This window comes from Streptomyces sp. NBC_01304, from assembly GCF_035975855.1.
Classification (GTDB): Bacteria; Actinomycetota; Actinomycetes; order Streptomycetales; family Streptomycetaceae; genus Streptomyces.
Map to the genome: position 1 here is coordinate 8,367,063 of NZ_CP109055.1, position 18,974 is coordinate 8,386,036.

Consider the following 18,974-nt stretch of genomic DNA (forward strand, 5'->3'; position numbering starts at 1 on the left):
ACGGATCAGCCCAGAACAAACGGGTTGCGTACCCCCGTTAGAATTGGCCCCATGGCCATTCTCCTCGCGCATTAGACGGCGACGACACCGCCTGACCCCGTCCGCCGTCCCTCCCCCCTCTGCCTGGAGTCTGACCGTGATCACCGCAACCGGCATCGAGCTGCGCGCCGGAGCCCGCATCCTCATCGAGAACGCCTCTTTCCGTATCGCCAAGGGCGACCGCATCGGCCTGGTCGGCCGCAACGGCGCGGGAAAGACCACCCTCACCAAGTGCCTGGCCGGCGAGGGCACCCCGGCCGGCGGCACCATCACCCGCTCCGGTGAGGTCGGCTATCTCCCGCAGGACCCGCGCACCGGCGACCTGGACGTGCTCGCCCGCGACCGCATCCTGTCCGCCCGCGGCCTGGACACCCTGATCCGCAAGATGCGTGAGAACGAAGAGCGCATCGCCAACGGCCAGGGCGGCACCCGCGAAAAGGCGATGAAGCAGTACGAGCGCCAGGAGACGGAGTTCCTCACCAAGGGCGGGTACGCCGCCGAGGCCGAGGCCGCCACCATCGCCGCCGCGCTCGGCCTGCCCGACCGCGTGCTCGGCCAGCCGCTGCATACCCTCTCCGGCGGTCAGCGCCGCCGCGTCGAGCTCGCCCGGATCCTGTTCTCGGACGCCGACACCCTGCTCCTCGACGAGCCCACCAACCACCTCGACGCCGACTCCATCGTCTGGCTGCGCGAGTACCTGAAGACGTACCGCGGCGGCTTCATCGTGATCTCCCACGATGTCGAGCTCGTCGAGACCGTCGTCAACAAGGTGTTCTACCTGGATGCCAACCGCGCCCAGATCGACGTCTACAACATGGGCTGGAAGCTCTACCAGCAGCAGCGCGAGGCCGACGAGAAGCGCCGCAAGCGCGAGCGGCAGAACGCCGAGAAGAAGGCCGCGGCCCTCAACTCGCAGGCCGACAAGATGCGTGCCAAGGCCACCAAGACCGTGGCCGCGCAGAACATGGCCAAGCGGGCCGACCGGCTGCTCGCCGGACTCGACGCGGTGCGCGTCAGCGACAAGGTCGCCAAGCTCCGCTTCCCGGACCCCTCGCCCTGCGGCAAGACACCGCTCATGGCCGAGGGCCTGTCGAAGTCGTACGGCTCGCTCGAGATCTTCACCGATGTCGACCTGGCCATCGACAAGGGTTCGAGGGTCGTCATCCTCGGACTCAACGGCGCCGGAAAGACCACCCTGTTGAAGCTCCTCGGCGGCGCCGAGAAGCCCGACACGGGCGAGGTCATCGAGGGCCACGGCCTCAAGCTCGGCTACTACGCACAGGAGCACGAGACCCTCGACCCGGAGCGCACGGTCCTGGAGAACATGCGCTCCGCCGCGCCCGACCTGGATCTCGTCGCCGTACGCAAGACGCTCGGTTCGTTCCTGTTCTCCGGCGACGACGTCGACAAGCCCGCCGGCGTCCTGTCCGGCGGCGAGAAGACCCGGCTCGCGCTCGCGACCCTCGTCGTCTCGTCGGCGAACGTGCTGCTCCTCGACGAGCCCACCAACAACCTCGACCCGGCCAGCCGGGAAGAAATCCTCGGCGCGCTGCGTACCTATAAGGGAGCGGTCGTCCTCGTCACGCACGACGAGGGCGCCGTCGAGGCGCTGCAGCCGGAGCGGATCATTCTGCTGCCGGACGGTGTGGAGGACCTGTGGGGTCCGGATTACGCGGATCTCGTCGCACTCGCCTGATCCTCCGCCCTGATCCTTTGCCCCTGCAGAGGATTCCCGGCCCTGGTCGAGGCCTGATCAACTCCGTATGGATCATTCGCCTTATGGGTGATCCTTCATCTGAGTGAGAGCGCCTCGTACCAGGGTGTGTCGTACACGGAATCTGGGGCTGTATCGGCTGTGCGCCCTTGACGCGTCCCGTTCGGGCGCTGACCTGGCCCTTAGTCGATGAACCCGTTCGGTCGTACGTTCAGAGGTCAGCGGAAGCAGAGATTCCGCTCGTGATGACCGCCCATTCGGCCGCAAACCTTGTGGGACGGACCTTGCCGAATGGGTGGCCAGGAAGCCCCTGAGGGGTGATCATGAGAAGTCCAGAGCGCACTTCCCATGAGGAGGCACGGGTGGCCGAGACTCTGAAGAAGGGCAGCCGGGTAACCGGCGCCGCGCGCGACAAGCTCGCGGCAGACCTGAAGAAGCAGTACGACTCCGGTGCGAGCATCCGAGCGCTGGCCGAATCGACCGGCCGCTCGTATGGATTCGTCCACCGGATGCTCAGCGAATCCGGTGTCACACTGCGCGGTCGCGGTGGGGCCACGCGGGGCAAGAAGGCCGCCGCCGGCTGATCGGGCGGCTCACCGTCTTCGATGGTGGCCACCCGGTCGATCCCATGATCGGCCGGGTGGTTACTGTGCAGTCACTTAATAGCGGCTGCAGTGCCACCGGAGGCGCCCCATGGCTGTACCTGAGGTAACGGACGTATTCGACAAGGACGGCGTTCGGCTCACCGTCGACGACGCGATCGCCACGGTGACCCTGACCAACCCGGCCAAGCGCAATGCTCAAAGTCCTGCACTCTGGCGGGCGTTGGCGGAAGCGGGTCGGTCACTGCCGGGCAGCGTCCGCGTCGTGCTGCTGCGCGGTGAGGGCAAGTCCTTCTCCGCGGGGCTCGACCGCCAGGCGTTCACGCCCGAGGGCTTCGAGGGAGAGCCGTCCTTCCTCGACCTGGCCCGCGGCAATGACGCCGACCTCGACGCGGTCATCGCCGAGTACCAGGAGGCATTCACCTGGTGGCGGCGCAGCGACATCGTCTCCATCGCCGCAGTTCAAGGGCATGCGATCGGTGCGGGCTTCCAGCTCGCGCTCGCCTGCGACCTGCGCGTGGCGGCCGACGACGTGCAATTCGCCATGCGCGAGACGAGCCTCGGGCTCGTGCCCGATCTGACGGGTACGCATCCGCTGGTGAGCCTCGTCGGCTATGCCCGCGCGCTCGAGATCTGCGCCACCGGACGCTTCGTCCACGGGGCGGAGGCCGAGCGTATCGGGCTGGCCAACCTCGTCGTGCCCGGCGCCGAACTCGACGCCGCCGCACGGGACTTGGCCGGCGCGCTCCTTGCCGCGCCGCGCGATGCCGTGATCGAGACCAAGGCGCTGCTTCAGGGTGCCTCGGGACGGTCGTACGAGGAGCAGCGCGTGGCCGAACGTTCCGCTCAGGCGCGGCGGCTGCGGGATCTTGCGGGGCTTGGCGACTGAGGCTGGGCCTCGATTTCCGCATGTCGGACGGGCTCGGGCTGAATCAGGGCCCGATGCGCGTGACGAGCACCGCCACGCTCGGCAGCCCGGGCAGTTCCCGCGACACCTCGCGGCGTACTGACAGGGCAACATCCACAGCGCGATACCCGGTCCGGACGGCCAGCTCGATGCGGACATGGCGTCCGGCGAGCGCGGCCGCTCCGGGCGGGGTGTCGCGCTGCTCGATGTGCACCGCACGACCCAGATCCTCCGTCAGGCCCGCCACCCCGAGTACGGACCGCGCGGCCGCTGCCGCTCTTGCCTCGTCGGTGCCGGGCCTCGGTGCGCGGCCGGCCGACGCGGGTGGCTTCCGCTGTACGTCGTCGGGTTCGGGCTCGTGGTCGAGGAGCCCCGTCACGCGCAGGTCAACTGCACTGACCGCGAGCCCGAGTTGGGTCGTTGCGCACTCCCACAGCTGCGCGCGCAACCGGTCCGCCGTGGTCGGCAACGGAGTCGTCGCGATCGCTTCGAAGTCAGCCTCGATGCGCAGCGCCCCCGGCGGCAAGGCGCTCGGCGGCGGGGGCACCGCGGGCTCGCCCGTCTCTGCCGGGTCGGCCAGGCCGAGGCGAAGGGGACCCAGCCGTACGCCGCGTACCCCTGAAGCGGCGGCGGACAGCACCGCGCGGGCCGCGTGTTCCGTGATCCATGCGCCGTCCCGCGCGTCGCCCAGCGGAAGAAGCCGGCCGAGGCCGAGACTTCGGCGTACCTCCCGCACCCACCCGTCAGCCGTCATCTCTCCAGACTGCCCCGTATCCGGCCCGGCGCGCTGCCGGGCAACCGCACTTACTGTGGTCACAGGAGCGCAACTCACCTCGATGGGGGCGAATGCGATGACCGAGACAGCCGAACAGAGCTTGTCCGGAACGGAGTTGGCGAAGAGCGGCCCGACCAGGCGCGGTGGCGGGGACCCCGCCACCCGGGGGCGTACCACCATCTCCGACGGAGTCGTGGAGAAGATCGCCGGGCTGGCCGCCCGTGACGTGCTCGGTGTGCATGCCATGGGCAGCGGCATCGCGCGCACCTTCGGCGCCGTCCGCGACCGGGTGCCCGGCTCCGCCAAGGCCGTGGCCAGAGGTGTGAAGGCCGAGGTCGGCGAGGTGCAGACGGCGCTCGACCTGGAGATCGTCGTCGACTACGGCGTCTCCATCGCCGACGTCGCCAAGGCCGTACGGGAGAACGTCATCGCGGCAGTCGAGCGCATGACGGGCCTCGAAGTCGTCGAGGTGAACATCGCGGTCGGCGATGTGAAGCTCCCCGACGAAGAGGAAGAAGAGCAGGGACGACTGCAGTGAGGAGCCCGCGATGAGCATGGCGGTGGTCGGCCTGATGGCGGGCATGGCGCTCGGATTCGCCGCGTACTTCGGCGGGTTCGGGGCGTTTCTCCTGGTGGCGGCGCTCGGCGCGATCGGATTTCTGGTCGGGCGGTATGCCGAGGGCGACCTCGAGCCCGGTGACCTGTTCAAGCCGCGCGGCGACCGGCGACGATGATGGGCGCGGCGCCCGTCGAGCCGGGCGAACGCGGGGCGACCCGCATCGCCGACCGGGTCGTCGCGAAGATCGCGGCACGGGCCGCGCGCGAGGCCGTCGAGCTGCCCTCGGGCGCAGAGCTTCCGCAGGCCACCGTCACGGTGCACCATGACACCGCCCGGGTCCGCATCCGGCTCGAACTCGGCTACCCCGGCGACATCGGTCGCCAGTGCGGTGCCGTGCGTCGCCAAGTCGTCCAGCGGGTAAGGGCGTTGGCGGGGATGGCGGTGCCCGAGGTGACGGTCCGCGTGGAGCGTCTGTACTCGGCGCGGTCGCGCGCGGCGGCACAGGGGAGGGCACGATGAACGAAGGTGACGAGGGTTTCCAAGGGGGCGGCACCCAGCGGCTGCCCGTCCTGGAGAAGGACGAGAAGGGCGAGAGGGCGGCCCCGAGCGAGCTCGACCAGTCGGCGTCGGCGGCGTCCTACAAGCCGGTGCCCACGCCGGACGAGGACGGTTCGGGGCCGTGGATGTGGTCCGTGCGCCGCGTGCCCGCCGCGGTGGTCGGGGTTCTCGGCGCGGGCGCGGCGGGGCTGCTGCTGTACGACTTCGCCGCCGTACGTGCCCACCGGACCGCGGTGGACTGGCGGCGCGAGCTGGCGCGGACGCTCGCCGCGCGACCGCTCGACGACGTCTGGGTGCTGCTCGGCGCGGGCGCCGCCGTGGCCCTTGGTGTGTGGCTGCTCGTTCTCGCGGCCACGCCGGGCCGGCGGTCCTTCCTCGCGATGCGGGCCGGCGACCCCGAGGTGCGGGCCTGGCTGGACACCGGGGCGGCCGCGCTCGTGCTGCGGGACCGGGCGATGGAGGTGTCCGGGGTGCAGTCGGTACGCGTCCGGATGCGGCGCCACTCGGTCGACGTACGGGCGGTGGCGCACTTCCGTCAACTCGACGACGTACGCGCCGACTTGGACGCGACGCTCGGCGAGGGCATCCGCGGGCTGGGTCTGGCGCAGGCGCCGGGCCTGTCGGTGCGGGTGTCCCGGCCCGGGAAGAGGGGCTGAGCTGATGCTGACGTATGTGAACCGGGTCCTGCTCGGTCTGTTGGGCCTCGCGCTGGTCGTCCTCGGCGGGGCGGCGCTCGCGGCCGGGCTCGGGGTGGCGGTGCCGTCCTGGTGGGCGTGGGACGGGCAGGGCGATGTGCTGCTCAGCGCTGCGGACCGGGCGAGCCTGAGTGGGCGCGGCTGGTGGTGGCCGGTGGTGTTCGCGGTGCTCGGGGCGGTGCTGTTGCTCGCGGTGTGGTGGGTGGTGGCGCAGGTTCGGCGGGGGCGGCTGGCGGAGGTGCTTGTGGACAGCGGGGACGGGCAGGGGGCGTTGCTGCGCGGGTCTGCGCTGGAGGGGGTGCTGGCCGGGGAGGCCGAGGGGCTGGACGGGGTCCGGCGGGCCCAGGTCGCGCTCACGGGTAGGCGCAGTGCCCCCGAGGCCGGAGTGAGCCTGTGGCTCGAGGCTCATGCGGAGCCTGCGGATGTGCTGTACCGCGTCAGCGCCGAAGCGGTGGCGCAGGCGCGGGACTCTGCTGGGCTGGAGCGGTTGCCGGCGGAGGTGCGGATGCGGGCGGTTCGGCATCGGGCGGCTCGGGTGAACTGATTTTTTCCCCACCCCGCCCCTTCCCGAAAGTCCTCAAGCGCCGGACGGGCTGATTTATCAGCCCGTCCGGCGCTTGAGGACTTTCTTTGAAGCCGACGGCAGTCTTTCGGGAAGGGGCGGGGTGGGGAAAAGAAGGTCAGAACCCGCGCCGAGCCCCGCCGTCCACCGGCACCATCACGCCCGTGATGTAGGACGCGGCCGGCGACAGCAGGAACGCAGCCGTGCGGCCGAACTCCGACGGAGTCCCATAGCGGCGAAGAGGGATCTTCGCCTCGTTCGCCGCACGGGCGGCCTCGGGGTCGGGCGAGAGCCCGTCGAGCTGGCGCATCCGATCCGTACCGATCCGCCCCGGCAGCACCCCCAGCACGCGGATGCCCCGCGGACCCACCTCGTCCGCAAGGGACTTCGCAAAACCGGCAAGCCCCGGCCGCAGGCCGTTGGAGATCGTGAGCCCAGCGATCGGCTCGTACACCGAACCGGACAGGACGAGCGCGATCACCCCGCCTTCGCCGAGCGACGCCGCCGCCGTCCGCGCAAGCCGCACCGCCCCGAGGAACACCGACTCGAACGCCGACTGCCACTGCTCGTCCGTGTTGCTCGCGGCAGAGCCGGGCGCAGGCCCGCCGACGCTGATCAGCACCCCGTCGAAGCGGCCGAAGCGGGAGCGCGCGGTCTCGATCAGGCGGGCCGCGGCGGCCGGGTCGGCGTTGTCGGCGGCGACCCCCACCGCGTTCTCGCCGAGCGCGGCGGCCGCCTCGGCGGCGGACTTCTCCTCGCGCCCCGTGATGATCACCTTCGCGCCGTCGGCGACCAGCGCCTCGGCCGTGGCGTGGCCGAGACCACGGGTGGCTCCGGTGACGACGTAGACGCGGTCCTTCAATCCAAGATCCATGGCCCCATCCTGCCGCGTCCGCCCCGGCCGGGGCGAGCCCGTGCAGGGGGTCCGGTCAGACGGCGGCCGAGGCCGGCTCCTGAGACGGGGCGTCGGCGGCGGCGCGCTCGCGGCGCTCGCGCAGCTCACGGCGGACCAGGACCACCCAGCCGACCGGGACGCCCGCGCAGAACAGCCACCACTGGATCGCGTACGCCATGTGCGGGCCGATCGAATCGTGGTCGGGGGCGCCGATCGGTTCGGGTTTGCCGGACGGCGGCTCGGGGGCGGTGAGTTCGGCGTAGCCGCCGAGGACCTGCTTGCCGATGAGCTCGGCCTGCTGGGCGCTGTTGATCAGCATGACCTGGCGGTCGGGCAGGCCCTTGAGGTCCTTGATGCCGCTGGCGCCGCTGGTCTCGTCGGCCATCAGCCGGCCGGTGATCGTGACCTTGCCCTGCGGCGGGGCCGGGACCTTGGGGAAGGCCTTCTGGTCGCCACTCGACGCGACCCAGCCGCGGTTGACGAGCAGGACCTTGCCGTCGTCGAGGACCAGCGGGGTCAGGACGTGGAAGCCGACCTGGTCGTCGCCGTTGGTGCGGCGGCGTACGACGACTTCGTGTGCGGTGTCGTACGTCCCCGTCGCGGTGACCCGGCGCCAGTACTCGGCCCGCGGCACGGTGTGGCCCGGCTTCGTCAGCTGCTCGGCGGGCACGGGGTCGGCCTCGAGGTTGTCGGCGATCAGGGAGTTCTGCGCGACGCGGTGCTCGTGGCGGTGCAGCTGCCAGAAGCCCAGCTCGATCATCACGGGGATGAGGACGAGGGCGAGGAGGGTGACGAGGACCCACTGCCGGGACAACAGGAAGCGGTACACCCCATGACCGTACAACTCGGCCATGGGGTGAAAGGTCCGGGGGTCGCCTCAGCCGGGCGGCAAGGGGTGCTCACACCTTGTCGACGATGCCCACCTTCCCCTCCGACCGGGCGCAGTGGGCGCCGCAGTACCACTGCTGGTCGACCTCGACGCCCTGGCCGATGATCCGGCACCGGCAGTGCTCGCAGATGGGCGCCATGCGGTGAATGGCGCAGGAGAAGCAGTCGAAGACGTGCACCGCGCCCTGCGCGTGCACCTCGAAGGACATGCCGTAGTCGTTTCCGCAGACCTCGCAACTTGCCATGCGCCACAGGGTGGGACGCGGCCGTGCCCGCACGCGCGCGGCATGCGGGGCGCGGCCCGACAAATCACCCGTCTGACGCCGGGGGGGCACGTCGGTCAGCCGGCTGACGCCGGGGCCACATCCCGCAGCAGCTGACCGAAGGCCGCCTCGTCCAGCACGGGGGTGCCGAACGACTGGGCCTTGACGACCTTGGACGTGCTCGAGTCCGGATCATTGGTGACGAGCAGGCTGGTGAGCCTCGACACACTCGTCGCGACGTGCAGCCCCGCCTCGACCGCCCGGTCCTCCAGCAGCTCGCGGTCGACGGAGGTGTCACCCGAGAAGGCGACCCGCATGCCCTGCTGGAGGGGCTTGCCGTCCTCGTACCGCCCGGGGTTGGGGTAGGGGCACGGCGGCCGCTTGCGCGAGGGTCGCCAGCTGCCCTGGCCGTACGACGACTGGCCGTACGAGGACTGCCGGCCGATGCCCGGGGAGCTGGGGCTCCGGTTCCACTCGGTCAGTGGGAGGCACTCCAGGAGCGGGAGCCTGAGGCCGGTGTCCGCCGCCGCGTGCAGGCTGGGCCTGAAGGCCTCGGCGAGCACGCGCGCGTCGTCGAGCGCGTGGTGCGCGCGCTGCTGTACGACGCCGAAGTGCGCGGCGAGGGACTCCAGCTTGTGGTTGGGCAGCGGGAGCCGCAGCTCCTTGGAGAGCGCGATGGTGCACAGGCGCTGGCGGACCGGGGCGGTGCGCTCCGCGCGCGCGTATTCTCTGGCGATCATCGACCAGTCGAAGACCGCGTTGTGCGCGACCAGGACGCGGCCGTCGAGCCGGGACGCGAACTCCTCGGCGATCTCCGGGAAGAGCGGGGCACTCTCGAGGACGTCGCTCGTCAGGCCGTGGATCCAGACCGGGCCGGGGTCGCGCTCGGGGTTGACCAGCGTGTACCAGTGGTCCTCGACCTCACCGCGGGCGTCGAGCCGGTAGACGGCAGCGGACACTATCCGGTCGTCGCGGGCGAGGCCGGTGGTCTCCACGTCGACGACCGCGTACCCCGACGGATACGCGGCCGGCCATGGCGCTGCGGTCGTGCGGTCTTCGAGCATGGTCACTGAGGATACGACCCGGGACTGACAGCGCGGACACACGGGCCGGTTCCGGGGCGGCCCGGCGCGGGCGTCGTTACCCCGCTGGGCCGGGCGATGTCAACTCGGCCCGGGGGCAGGTCACATACGACGCCAGGACGCCGACCGCGGAACCTCTGTGGACTTCTGGAACTTCCGGACTTCTGGACCGCCGCGGACCTCAGTCCGCGAGCAGGCCCTCGACGAGGGCGCGTACGGACGCCGTGAACAGCTTGTCCGGCTGTGGCGGCGTCGCCAGTGCGCGCGCGAGTGCCGGGTCGTGTTCGGCGGTCTTCACGTCCCACAACTCCTCCTCGCCCGGCCGCTGTACCGGCGCCCGTTCCCGGTTGCGTTCGACCAGTACGAACCCGACCACCTGGAACAGGACGGCCCGTACGACCTCGGCCGCCCGGGCGCCGCGCAGGCCTGCCGCGTGCACCTCGTGCACCAGGGCCTGCCGGGCCGGCTGGAACATGCGCTCGGTGAGGCCGCGTTCATGGACCATCGCCACCAGGTAGGGGTGCTCGCGCAGCTGGCGGCGCAGGGTGCGGGCGACGGAGACGATGCGGTGTGCGGGCGTACGGCCGACCGGTCTGATCGCGCCGAGGTCGTCGAGGGTGCGGTCCACCAGGGCGTCCAGAAGTGATTCGCGGTTGCCGACGTGCCAGTAGATCGAGGTGACCGCGGTGCCGAGCTCGGCGGCCAGCTTGCGCATGGTCAGGGCGGCGGGGCCGTGCTGCTTGACGAGGTTCGCGGCGGTGTCCAGGACTTCTTCGCGGGTCAGTGCTGCGCGTGCCTGCTTGGACATCGTGCCCCCTCGACGGCTGTCTGCTCCGTTGCCGATTCCGTTCCGTGCACGGCTCTTTACCCTTCATCGGAGCCCGTGTAACTGTGTTACAGAACCGACCCCCGACGCAGCGAACGAAGGGTGGTACGTCATGGCACGTGTACGGTACGGCGCCCGCACCGAGGCGGAAATCAATGCGGCGCGCACCAAGAACTCCAAGCTTCCGGACATCTGGTCCACGGGCGTCGTCGCCGTCTGGGAGAGCGATCCGGACGCGGTGGCCGCGGTGCTCCCGCCGCCTCTCAAGCCCACCGGGCGGCCCCTGGTGCGGGCCAACATCAGCAAGGTCGACCTGCCGGGCTACCCGCTCGGCGCGGGCTCGGTCGCGGTGGCCGCGGAGCACAACGGCGTCGAGGGCTGGTACCCCCTCGTCATGCCGATGACCCACGAGCGGGCCCTGATCGGCGGCCGCGAGGTGTTCGGCGAGCCGAAGAAGCTGGGCGAGGTCACCGTCGAGCGCAACGGCCTGGTGGTGCGCGCCGCCCTGGCCCGGCACGGCATCGCCTTCGTCGAGGTGCGGGGCGCGGTGAGCGAGGTGCTGGAGCCGCCGGAGCCGAAGCAGAAGACCGACTTCTACTTCAAGTTCCTTCCCGCGGTGGACGGTTCGGGCTTCGACGCGGATCCGGTCCTGGTGCACTGCGTACGCAACGAGAAGGTGCGCAAGCTGGAGAAGATCACCGGCGATGTGGTCCTTCGGGAGTCGATGTTCGATCCCGTGGCCGATCTCCCGGTACGCACCCTCGTCGAGCTCACCATCGGCGAGAAGACCACCGACCAGCAGGGCAAGGTCGTCGAACGGGTCAGCGCCCAGGCCCTGTTGCCGTACATCCACCAGCGCTACGACGACCCGCAGCAGATCCTCGACGGACCCCCGGAGGGCAGCGCGTAATGGAGCTCAAAGCAGGCCAGGTGGCCGTCGTCACGGGGGCGGCCAGCGGCATCGGGCTCGCGATGGCGCGGCGGTTCGCGGCGGACGGGCTGAAGGTCGTCCTCGCCGATGTCGAGGAGGGCGCCCTGGAGAAGGCGGCGGCCGAGCTCCGCGAGGACGGCGCCGACGTGCACGCGCGCGTGGTCGACGTTTCCGACCGGGACTCCGTCATGGCGCTTGCCGACGCCGCGTACGAGACGTACGGCGGTGTGCATGTGCTGTGCAACAACGCCGGTGTCGGATCCGGTGCCGAGGGCCGCATGTGGGAGCACGAGCCGAACGATTGGAAGTGGGCCTTCTCCGTCAACGTATGGGGCGTCTTCCACGGCATCCAGGCGTTCCTGCCGCGCATGATCGCGAGCGGTGAGCGGGGGCACGTCGTCAACACCTCGTCCGGGGACGGCGGGATCGCACCACTGCCGACCGCTTCCGTGTACGCCGTCACCAAGGCGGCGGTGGTGACGATGACCGAGTCGCTGTACGCGCATCTCAAGGCGGAGCACGCGCGCGTGGGCGCGTCCGTGCTGTTCCCGGGCCCGCACATGCTCCGTACCGGCCTGTGGGAGTCGCACCGCAACCGGCCCGACCGGTACGCGAAGGAACGTCCCCGCAAGACCCCCTACCGCAGCCTCGACAAGTGGGAGGCCGCGATGAAGGAGGCGGGGCAGGAGGTGCAGTTCACGCCGGTCGAGGAGGTCGCGGACTTCGTCGCCGAGGGCATCCGCGCGGACCGCTTCTGGCTGCTGCCCGACAGCGAGCACAGCGACCGGCAGATCAAGGCCAGGTCGCAGTCGATGCTCGACCGCGCCAATCCCGGGTACCTCGAGAGCTTCATCCTGGACTGAGGAGCCGCCATGACTGAAGACGTACGCAATGCGCAGGACCCGTACCTGATCATCTCCTCGGACTGCCACGCCGGGCTGCCCACCGAGGAGTACCGGCCCTATCTGGACTCCCGCTTCCACCGGGACTTCGACGAGTTCCTCGCGGGCCGCGACCGGCGTCGCGAGGAGATGACGCGGCTCGGCGTACGCAACGAGGCCTTCGCCGACAAGTGGTTCAGCGACAACGAGGAGGGCCTCAAGGGCGGCTGGGACGTGGCCCAGCGGCTCAAGGAGCTGGACGGCGACGGGGTGGCCGCCGAGGTCGTCTTCCCGGACGCCGACGCCGTCGACAGCCAGACCGCCGCGCCCTTCGGCGTCGGCCTCGGGCTCTCCGGCGACCAGGACCCCGAGCTGGGCATGGCGGGCGCGCAGGCGCACAACCGCTGGCTGGCGGAGTTCGTCGGCCAGAACCCCGAACGGCACTGCGGAGTCGCCCTGTTGCCCATCACGGGCGAGGTCGACCGCGTGGTCGCGGAGATCCACCGGGCCAAGGAGTCCGGCCTCGGCGCCCTGATGGTGCCGTCCATGTGGGTCGACAAGGCGCCCTACCACGACCGGCGTTACGACCCGATCTGGGCGGCCGCCGCCGAGACCGGGATGCCGATGGTCACGCACTCGGGCGCGGCCCCGCGCCACGAGTACGGCGACCACCTCGGCATCTACGTCTCCGAGGTCACCTGGTGGCCGGCCCGCCCGCTGCACTTCCTGCTCTGGTCCGGCGTCTTCGAGCGCCACCCGGGGCTCAAGTTCGGGGTCGCGGAGTCGGGTTGCTGGTGGCTGCCGAACCTCCTGTGGTTCATGGACCGCCTCTACCTGGGCGCGCACGGCGGCAAGAAGCTCTCGCCGTTCGCCGAGCTGAAGCGGCCGCCGAGCGAGTACCTGGACCGCCAGATCTTCATCTGCGCGACCAATACCAAGCGCCGCGAGCTCGCCCAGCGCTACGAGATAGGCGTCGACAACATCCTGTGGGGCTCCGACTTCCCGCACCCGGAAGGCACTTGGCCCGACACGCGCGCGTGGTTGCGGAAAACCTTCCATGACATCCCGGTCGCCGAGACTCGCCGCATGCTCGGCCTCGCGGCCGCCGACGTGTTCGGCTTCGACACCGAGGCGCTGGCCCCGCTCGCCCGCCGCATCGGCCCGACCCCGGCCGACCTCGGCCAGAGCGACGACCAGGCGGCCGTCGAGGCGTCCTGGGCGCGCTCGCGCGAGGTGGGCCGGCACTGGCTGACGGACAACGACTTCCCGGTGATGGGCCCGGCGCCTGCTGCCGACCTGGGGGTGAACCCATGACACAGCCCTTCGCGCCGAAGGAGCCCGGCGACCGCTACACGGTCGTCTCCGCCGACTGCCACGCCGGGGCCGATCTCCTCGACTACAAGCCCTACTTGGAGTCCAAGCACCACGACGCGTTCGAGGCGTGGGCGGCCACGTACGTCAATCCGTACGAGGACCTGCTCGCCGACACGGCCGACAAGAACTGGAACTCGGACCGCCGCATCGCCGAGCTGGAGGAGGACGGCATCGTCGCGGAGGTGGTGTTCCCCAACACCATCCCGCCCTTCTTCCCCACCGCGTCCCTGATGGCCCCGGCCCCGACCAGCGAGGAGTTCGAGCAGCGGTGGGCGGGGCTGCGCGCGCACAACCGCTGGCTCGCCGACTTCTGCGCGGCCGCGCCCGGGCGCCGTGCGGGCGTCTTCCAGATCCTCCTCAACGACGTCGACGAGGCCGTGAAGGAGATCCGCTGGGCCCATGAGGCGGGCCTGACGGGCGGGTTGCTGCTGCCCGGTACGCCGCCGGGCTCGGGTCTGCCGGAGCTGTACTCGGCGACGTACGACCGCATCTGGGCGACCTGCGCGGAGCTCGGCGTCCCGGTCAACCACCACGCGGGCTCCGCCTCCCCGCCCCTCGGTGACGAACCGGCCGCACGCGCGGTCTTCATGGTGGAGACCACCTGGTTCTCGCACCGGGCCCTCTGGCACCTGATCTTCGGCGGCGCCTTCCGCCGCCACCCCTCCCTCAAGTTCGTGCTGACCGAGCAGGGTTCCGGCTGGATCCCGGGCGTGCTCGACATGCTGGACTACTACCACGGGCGCCTGGTCGCGGCCGCGTCGAAGCGGGCCGGGACGGCGGAGTCCAAGTTCGGCGCCGGGCTCGCGGAGTCGATGGGCAAGGGGCCGTCGGCGGTCTGGCAGGACAACTGCTACGTCGGCGCCAGCTTCATGCGCCCGCACGAGGTGCCGCTGCGCGACCGGATCGGCCTCGACAAGATCATGTGGGGCAGCGACTACCCGCACGACGAGGGAACGTACCCGTACTCGCGCGAAGGCCTGCGCATCGCGTACGCAGGGCTGCCGCCTGCGGAGATCGCGGCGATGGTGGGCGGCAACACGGCGCGGGTCTACGGCTTCGACCTGGCCTACTTGGACACCCTGGCCGCGAAGGTCGGTCCCACGGTGGCGGAGCTATCGGAGCCGCTGGAGAAGGCCCCCGAGGACGCCACGTCGCCGGTGTTCGCGCGGGGCGGGAAGGTACGCGTCTGGTGAGTCGATGCCCGGGCGGGGAGGGGCTCGCGTGAGACCCTCCCCGCGTGACTGAGACTGCACCGCACGGCGGCGAGGCCCACGACGGAGATCAGACCGCACCGCACGGCGGCGAGGCCCACGACGGAGACATGAGTACGCGCCTGAACTGGCTGCGAGCGGCGGTGCTCGGGGCCAACGACGGCATCGTCTCCACGGCGGGCCTCGTCGTCGGTGTGGCGGGCGCGACGGGGGACCGGGGCACGCTCCTGACGGCCGGGCTCGCGGGTCTGCTGGCCGGCTCGATGTCGATGGCGGCGGGGGAGTACGTGTCGGTCTCGACGCAGCGGGCCTCGGAGAAGGCGGCGCTGGCGCTGGAGCGGCGCGAGCTCCGGGAGCAGCCGGATGCCGAACTGGACGAACTGGCCGGGCTGTTGGAGGCGCGGGGGCTGAGCGCTTCGGTGGCCCGGGAGGCGGCTCAGCAGCTCACGGAGAAGGACGCCCTTCGTGCGCACGCGCGCGTGGAGCTGGGCATCAACCCGGACGAGCTGATGAACCCGTGGCACGCGGCATGGGCGTCGTTCCTGGCCTTCACGGCGGGGGCGCTGCTGCCGTTGCTGGCGATGGTGCTGCCGGGGGCGGGGTGGCGGGTGCCGGTGACGGTGGTCTCCGTGCTGGTCGCGCTGGTGATCACGGGGTGGGTGAGTGCGCGGCTCGGGCAGTCGCCGGTGCGGGGGGCGGTGGTGCGGAATGTGGTGGGGGGTGCGTTGGCCATGGCTGTTACTTATGGGGTGGGGGCTTTGTTGGGGGCGGTGGGGGTGTGAGGGGGCTCAGCGTCTGATGAGGCGGTGGGCGGGGAGTAGGTCTTCGCCGAGCACGGGAGCCTCGCCCGACAGGTTGACGGTGATGTGATCCAGGCCTGCCAAGGGGCTCAGGTCGACGGGTTCTCCGGCCTGCGTGCACTCCGCGATCCACACGCTTGCCAGAGCTGGCCAGTCCCGCAACGGACCGAGGCCGTGCGGGATCTCGCAGCGCCACAGGTCGAGTTCCTTGAGGTGGGAACTGAGATTGCCGAGGCGGCCCAGGTCTGAGGTCGCGTACTGGATGCGCAGGAATGTGAGAGGCATCGTCTCGGGCACCAGGCCGAGCTGAGAGTTCTGTAACGGTCCGGAGACCGACAGCCGGCCCAACTGCGCCCAGCTTGCGATCCCTTCGAGCGCGATGTGCTGTGTGCCCGAGTAGAGCGACAGGCGACTGAGGTCCGGACCGAACGGGAGCTCGCCGACGCTGCGTACCGGAGCCGGGTAGTTGAGGCCCACGGACCGCAGGGACCGCATGTCCAACAGGGGTGCCAACGAGAGCTCCGGCTCCAGCGCGACGAGGCTCAGATGCTTGACCTCACTCGCGGCCAGCGGGGACAGGTCGCGCAGGGCGGAGCACCCGAGGAGGGAGACCGACCGCAGCGGGGCGAGACCAGCCAGTGGCCCGAGGCCGGTGAGTGCGGAGTTGTTCGCCAGAGCCAGTGCATCCAGCTCTCGCAGCGGTCGCATCGGCGTCAGGTCCGTGTGGTCCCCGCTCACCTGCACCCACTTGACCTGCGGTGTGAACCGCAGCGCCCGCAACTGCTGTGCGGTTCGTACATGTAGGTACGTGTCCGTCCAATTGCCGGCGGCCAGCACGTCCCGCGCATATGAGTCGGCTTCGAACTCCCCCCAGGCCCACGACACTTGCCTAGCCACCCGATGCCGCTCGTCCTGCCGGTACCGGGAGATCACCGCGAGTCCTGCATCCCCGCCGATCAGCCCGGCGGTCTTGACCACCGCCTCGGCCGAGAACTCGTCGAGGTCGTCCGGGCCTGGCAGCAGTTCCAGCACCAGCTCGCCGACAGCTGCCAGCTGATCCGCTTCCGCCAGGGAGCGCGGCGGCACCAACTCCTCGGTTCGATCCTCAACTTCGGCCCGCACCTTGGGGTCCAGCTCCGGCGCGTGCTCCAGGCTGGCCGCGGCAAGCAACACCAGCCGATGCCGCCACCGCTGCGTCTTGTCCGCCCGTCGCAACAACTGCCGCAGCAACCGTGACCGCTCCTCCACGCGCGCGTGCCCGACAGCCATCCGTACGACGTCGTCCCACGAGTCGTCGTGCGCGTTCCGCACCAGGACCCCGAAGTCGCGGGCTTCGACCGCCGCCTTGGCGCCCAGATAGTCCTGGAACGTCCGGTGTACGAAGTGCACGGCACCTGGTGCCGGTTCGCGCAGCAGGCCGCTGCGGATCAGCAGGTGGGCGAAAACCTGCTCCGCGTCGCCCTGCGCCCGCACCTGCGGCATCGCATCGAGCCACTCATCGATCATCTCGACGGCCTCCGCACGCGAGGCCTGCACTTGTCCGTTGCGGATCAGCCAGTACGCGAGCCGCTGCAGCAGCGCCGTCTGCTCCTCTCGGGTCAGTGAGACGCCTTCCACAGCGGTGATCTCACGCTCGGTATCGCGGCGTACGAGCAGCATGTCCAGGGCCGCGTCGTACAGCTCCTTGCGCGCCCGTGGCAGCTGCATGCGCCGGTCACGGTTCAGGGCGCACAGCAGCGCGCACATCAGCGGATTGGTGGCCAATCGCCCCAGGTCCTGGCGGGTGGCCACCGCCTGGCCCAGGGCGGCCTCGTACGTGTCGAGCAGTTCCTGTTCCCGCTCGACGGCGCACTCCTGGCGCGCGGCGTCGTGCCAGCGTCCGATGAAGGCCCGGATGTCGTCGCGCTCCATGGGCAGCAGCGAGTGCGCCACGAATCCCTCGCCGGACAGCCAGCCTTCGGGCACTGCGGCCGGCCTGGTGGTGACGACATAACGGGCCCGGGGAAAGGCCGCGATGAGAGATCTGAGCCATTTCTCCGTACGGCTCCGCAGTCGCATCGGCACTTCGTCGACACCGTCGATGAGGACCAACGCCCGCCCGTTGGCCAGCAGTTCCTCGGCCCACCCGCCGGGTGCGGAGCCGTGCAGCGGAACTCCGGCTGCCCGCAGAAACCCCTCCGGCATGGGGAGATCGGCGGACGCGGTGAACGAGCGGAGCTGCAGGACGAAGGGGACGTACCGGTTCAAGTCTGCCAGTTCGGGGCCGAAGCTTCGGCGCGCGGCGTTCAGAGCGAGCCACTGCACGAGGGTGCTCTTGCCTGAGCCTGCCCCGCCATGCAGCAGCAGCCGCTCGGAGTCGGCGAAGGCCTCCTCGATCCTGGTCATCGTCGGTATGGCGCGCGGTGATTCGAGGCCGCCCTCCAGGCCGGGGCTGTCCCGCTCGCTGCTCACCCCCAGGCTGATGTACGCCGTATCCAGCGACCACTCGGCCCGCGCCCGCCCGCCGAGCGTCAGCCCGAACAGCTCAAGCCGCCCATGAGTCTGCGCGACGAAGTCCGCGTACCGCTGCTCGAAGTCCAGCGCCACGGCATCGGGCGTCGACCTCCGCAGCCCCTCCAGCAGCTCCTGCGTACGCCCCACCCGCCGAGCCTGCTCCACCACCGCCCGCCCCGCAAACGACGGATCCGCGGTCACCTGTTCCACCGCGTGCGCGCAGCACAACAGCAACAGCTCCTCGTAAAGGGCTTGCCCCCGCTCGCTCAACCCCGCATCAACCGAACGCAGTTCACCCCGCAAGCGCCCCGGATCAAGGTCCACCGCAAACACACGCGAGACATCAATGGACCCCGCCGAGGCAAACGCATCCCCCACCGCCGCGACCGCCGCAAGCCGCTCGTGCTCGGGCAGCCCCGAGTACCCGTGAGCCAGCCGCCCCGCCAGCACCTTCACCAGCCGCCCGGCATCCACCTCGGCCGAGGCCGCCCGCCGACCGCGAGGCCCCGGCGCACGCCGCACCGGATCCCGCACGAGCCCCGCCCCCGCCCGAGGGGCGAGCAGCGACTTGGCCACCGCCGACACCACCGACCCCGCCAGCTTGGCCAGCGCAACTTCGAGTCCCTGCAAGGGTGTTCCTCCCGGCGCGCCCATCCATGGACCCTGAATCGTATGCCGGACGACCGAACTCCCGTACCCGCAACTCCCGTACCGACGCCGCGATATGAGCGAGTGGTCGCCGAGGCGTCCCGCATCGCCGCCGACCTCGGCCACGGCTACGTAGGCGTGGAGCATCTCTTCCTCGCCATCCTCCGCGACCCCGACTCGGTCCCCACGCAAGTGCTCGCCGAGATCATCGCCCTGGCCGACCTGGACGCACGGCTGAGCGAGGTGATGCGCACGTACGGGGACTGACGCC

At 70.7% G+C, this 18,974-nt stretch carries 21 protein-coding genes; 14 read left to right on the forward strand and 7 right to left on the reverse strand.

What is annotated here, in order from left to right; all coding sequences use genetic code 11:
• Positions 1-136 precede the first annotated feature (136 nt).
• From OG430_RS37220 to OG430_RS37230, 3 genes are all read left to right on the forward strand, one after another.
• On the forward strand, positions 137-1,735 hold the full coding sequence (locus OG430_RS37220; protein WP_327357063.1) for an ABC-F family ATP-binding cassette domain-containing protein: 1,599 nt from the start codon (positions 137-139) through the stop codon (positions 1,733-1,735).
• 380 nt (positions 1,736-2,115) lie between these two features.
• Positions 2,116-2,337 carry a helix-turn-helix domain-containing protein gene (locus tag OG430_RS37225; RefSeq protein ID WP_327357064.1) on the forward strand — a complete coding sequence of 74 codons (222 nt, stop codon included), beginning with the start codon at positions 2,116-2,118 and terminating at the stop codon, positions 2,335-2,337.
• Positions 2,338-2,446: 109 nt separating this feature from the next.
• Positions 2,447-3,244 carry an enoyl-CoA hydratase/isomerase family protein gene (locus OG430_RS37230; protein WP_327357065.1) on the forward strand — a complete coding sequence of 266 codons (798 nt, stop codon included), beginning with the start codon at positions 2,447-2,449 and terminating at the stop codon, positions 3,242-3,244.
• 43 nt (positions 3,245-3,287) lie between these two features.
• Here OG430_RS37230 and OG430_RS37235 read toward each other — a convergent pair whose 3' ends face one another.
• Positions 3,288-4,016 carry a nucleopolyhedrovirus P10 family protein gene (locus OG430_RS37235; RefSeq protein ID WP_327357066.1) on the reverse strand — a complete coding sequence of 243 codons (729 nt, stop codon included), beginning with the start codon at positions 4,014-4,016 and terminating at the stop codon, positions 3,288-3,290.
• Positions 4,017-4,113: 97 nt separating this feature from the next.
• Here OG430_RS37235 and OG430_RS37240 point away from each other — a divergent pair, with 97 nt between their 5' ends.
• Genes OG430_RS37240 through amaP form a run of 5 tightly spaced genes read left to right on the forward strand, consistent with a single transcriptional unit; the run spans position 4,114 to position 6,393 of the window.
• Complete coding sequence (locus OG430_RS37240; RefSeq protein WP_327357067.1) at positions 4,114-4,575, forward strand: Asp23/Gls24 family envelope stress response protein; 462 nt, start codon at positions 4,114-4,116, stop codon at positions 4,573-4,575.
• A 10-nt stretch (positions 4,576-4,585) separates the two neighbouring features.
• Positions 4,586-4,771, forward strand: a complete 186-nt coding sequence (locus OG430_RS37245; protein WP_327357068.1) for a hypothetical protein — start codon at positions 4,586-4,588, stop codon at positions 4,769-4,771.
• A complete protein-coding gene (locus tag OG430_RS37250; RefSeq protein ID WP_442816624.1) occupies positions 4,771-5,115 on the forward strand; it encodes a hypothetical protein in 345 nt (114 codons plus the stop codon). The genes OG430_RS37245 and OG430_RS37250 overlap by 1 nt, the downstream gene beginning before the upstream one ends.
• Positions 5,112-5,810, forward strand: a complete 699-nt coding sequence (locus OG430_RS37255; RefSeq protein ID WP_327357070.1) for a DUF6286 domain-containing protein — start codon at positions 5,112-5,114, stop codon at positions 5,808-5,810. Before OG430_RS37250 ends, OG430_RS37255 begins: the two co-directional genes overlap by 4 nt.
• A gap of 4 nt (positions 5,811-5,814) precedes the next feature.
• Positions 5,815-6,393, forward strand: a complete 579-nt coding sequence (gene amaP, locus OG430_RS37260; RefSeq protein ID WP_327357071.1) for an alkaline shock response membrane anchor protein AmaP — start codon at positions 5,815-5,817, stop codon at positions 6,391-6,393.
• Between the two features lie 136 nt (positions 6,394-6,529).
• Here amaP and OG430_RS37265 read toward each other — a convergent pair whose 3' ends face one another.
• From OG430_RS37265 to OG430_RS37285, 5 genes are all read right to left on the reverse strand, one after another.
• Positions 6,530-7,285: an SDR family oxidoreductase gene (locus tag OG430_RS37265; protein ID WP_327357072.1), complete on the reverse strand. Its 756-nt coding sequence runs from the start codon at positions 7,283-7,285 to the stop codon at positions 6,530-6,532.
• Between the two features lie 55 nt (positions 7,286-7,340).
• Positions 7,341-8,135: an SURF1 family cytochrome oxidase biogenesis protein gene (locus OG430_RS37270; protein ID WP_327359391.1), complete on the reverse strand. Its 795-nt coding sequence runs from the start codon at positions 8,133-8,135 to the stop codon at positions 7,341-7,343.
• A gap of 70 nt (positions 8,136-8,205) precedes the next feature.
• Entirely contained in the window at positions 8,206-8,439 is a 234-nt protein-coding gene (locus OG430_RS37275; protein ID WP_327357073.1) for a hypothetical protein, read from the reverse strand.
• Positions 8,440-8,534: 95 nt separating this feature from the next.
• The gene (locus OG430_RS37280) at positions 8,535-9,521 is read right to left on the reverse strand and encodes a DEDDh family exonuclease (protein ID WP_327357074.1); all 987 of its coding nucleotides are present in this window, start codon (positions 9,519-9,521) and stop codon (positions 8,535-8,537) included.
• A 199-nt stretch (positions 9,522-9,720) separates the two neighbouring features.
• Positions 9,721-10,347 carry a TetR/AcrR family transcriptional regulator gene (locus tag OG430_RS37285; RefSeq protein ID WP_327357075.1) on the reverse strand — a complete coding sequence of 209 codons (627 nt, stop codon included), beginning with the start codon at positions 10,345-10,347 and terminating at the stop codon, positions 9,721-9,723.
• A gap of 130 nt (positions 10,348-10,477) precedes the next feature.
• Between OG430_RS37285 and OG430_RS37290 the strand changes: the two genes are divergently transcribed.
• The 5 genes from OG430_RS37290 to OG430_RS37310 all read left to right on the forward strand — a co-directional run bounded on the left by OG430_RS37290 (position 10,478) and on the right by OG430_RS37310 (position 15,544).
• Positions 10,478-11,275 carry an acetoacetate decarboxylase family protein gene (locus OG430_RS37290; protein ID WP_327357076.1) on the forward strand — a complete coding sequence of 266 codons (798 nt, stop codon included), beginning with the start codon at positions 10,478-10,480 and terminating at the stop codon, positions 11,273-11,275.
• Complete coding sequence (locus OG430_RS37295) at positions 11,275-12,159, forward strand: SDR family NAD(P)-dependent oxidoreductase (RefSeq protein ID WP_327357077.1); 885 nt, start codon at positions 11,275-11,277, stop codon at positions 12,157-12,159. Before OG430_RS37290 ends, OG430_RS37295 begins: the two co-directional genes overlap by 1 nt.
• Before the next feature lie 9 nt (positions 12,160-12,168).
• A complete protein-coding gene (locus OG430_RS37300) occupies positions 12,169-13,491 on the forward strand; it encodes an amidohydrolase family protein (protein ID WP_327357078.1) in 1,323 nt (440 codons plus the stop codon).
• Positions 13,488-14,744 (forward strand): amidohydrolase family protein, encoded by a 1,257-nt coding sequence (locus OG430_RS37305; protein WP_327357079.1) that lies wholly within the window; start codon positions 13,488-13,490, stop codon positions 14,742-14,744. Before OG430_RS37300 ends, OG430_RS37305 begins: the two co-directional genes overlap by 4 nt.
• A gap of 128 nt (positions 14,745-14,872) precedes the next feature.
• Positions 14,873-15,544 carry a VIT1/CCC1 transporter family protein gene (locus OG430_RS37310; RefSeq protein ID WP_327359392.1) on the forward strand — a complete coding sequence of 224 codons (672 nt, stop codon included), beginning with the start codon at positions 14,873-14,875 and terminating at the stop codon, positions 15,542-15,544.
• A gap of 6 nt (positions 15,545-15,550) precedes the next feature.
• Here the strand turns inward: OG430_RS37310 and OG430_RS37315 are convergent, their stop codons facing one another.
• Positions 15,551-18,685: an NACHT domain-containing protein gene (locus OG430_RS37315; protein ID WP_327357080.1), complete on the reverse strand. Its 3,135-nt coding sequence runs from the start codon at positions 18,683-18,685 to the stop codon at positions 15,551-15,553.
• A gap of 42 nt (positions 18,686-18,727) precedes the next feature.
• Between OG430_RS37315 and OG430_RS37320 the strand changes: the two genes are divergently transcribed.
• Positions 18,728-18,970, forward strand: coding sequence for a Clp protease N-terminal domain-containing protein (locus tag OG430_RS37320; protein ID WP_327357081.1), 243 nt, complete (start codon positions 18,728-18,730; stop codon positions 18,968-18,970).
• Positions 18,971-18,974 lie beyond the last annotated feature (4 nt).

Bases quoted from the DNA above. Each gene is read 5' to 3' on its own strand.
- OG430_RS37230 (WP_327357065.1), top strand. From the start codon at position 2,447: ATGGCTGTACCTGAGGTAACGGACGTATTCGACAAGGACGGCGTTCGG.
- OG430_RS37235 (WP_327357066.1), bottom strand. From the start codon at position 4,016: ATGACGGCTGACGGGTGGGTGCGGGAGGTACGCCGAAGTCTCGGCCTC.
- OG430_RS37240 (WP_327357067.1), top strand. From the start codon at position 4,114: ATGACCGAGACAGCCGAACAGAGCTTGTCCGGAACGGAGTTGGCGAAG.
- OG430_RS37245 (WP_327357068.1), top strand. From the start codon at position 4,586: ATGAGCATGGCGGTGGTCGGCCTGATGGCGGGCATGGCGCTCGGATTC.
- OG430_RS37250 (WP_442816624.1), top strand. From the start codon at position 4,771: ATGGGCGCGGCGCCCGTCGAGCCGGGCGAACGCGGGGCGACCCGCATC.
- OG430_RS37255 (WP_327357070.1), top strand. From the start codon at position 5,112: ATGAACGAAGGTGACGAGGGTTTCCAAGGGGGCGGCACCCAGCGGCTG.
- amaP (WP_327357071.1), top strand. From the start codon at position 5,815: ATGCTGACGTATGTGAACCGGGTCCTGCTCGGTCTGTTGGGCCTCGCG.
- OG430_RS37265 (WP_327357072.1), bottom strand. From the start codon at position 7,285: ATGGATCTTGGATTGAAGGACCGCGTCTACGTCGTCACCGGAGCCACC.
- OG430_RS37275 (WP_327357073.1), bottom strand. From the start codon at position 8,439: ATGGCAAGTTGCGAGGTCTGCGGAAACGACTACGGCATGTCCTTCGAG.
- OG430_RS37280 (WP_327357074.1), bottom strand. From the start codon at position 9,521: ATGCTCGAAGACCGCACGACCGCAGCGCCATGGCCGGCCGCGTATCCG.
- OG430_RS37285 (WP_327357075.1), bottom strand. From the start codon at position 10,347: ATGTCCAAGCAGGCACGCGCAGCACTGACCCGCGAAGAAGTCCTGGAC.
- OG430_RS37290 (WP_327357076.1), top strand. From the start codon at position 10,478: ATGGCACGTGTACGGTACGGCGCCCGCACCGAGGCGGAAATCAATGCG.
- OG430_RS37295 (WP_327357077.1), top strand. From the start codon at position 11,275: ATGGAGCTCAAAGCAGGCCAGGTGGCCGTCGTCACGGGGGCGGCCAGC.
- OG430_RS37300 (WP_327357078.1), top strand. From the start codon at position 12,169: ATGACTGAAGACGTACGCAATGCGCAGGACCCGTACCTGATCATCTCC.
- OG430_RS37305 (WP_327357079.1), top strand. From the start codon at position 13,488: ATGACACAGCCCTTCGCGCCGAAGGAGCCCGGCGACCGCTACACGGTC.
- OG430_RS37310 (WP_327359392.1), top strand. From the start codon at position 14,873: ATGAGTACGCGCCTGAACTGGCTGCGAGCGGCGGTGCTCGGGGCCAAC.
- OG430_RS37320 (WP_327357081.1), top strand. From the start codon at position 18,728: ATGCCGGACGACCGAACTCCCGTACCCGCAACTCCCGTACCGACGCCG.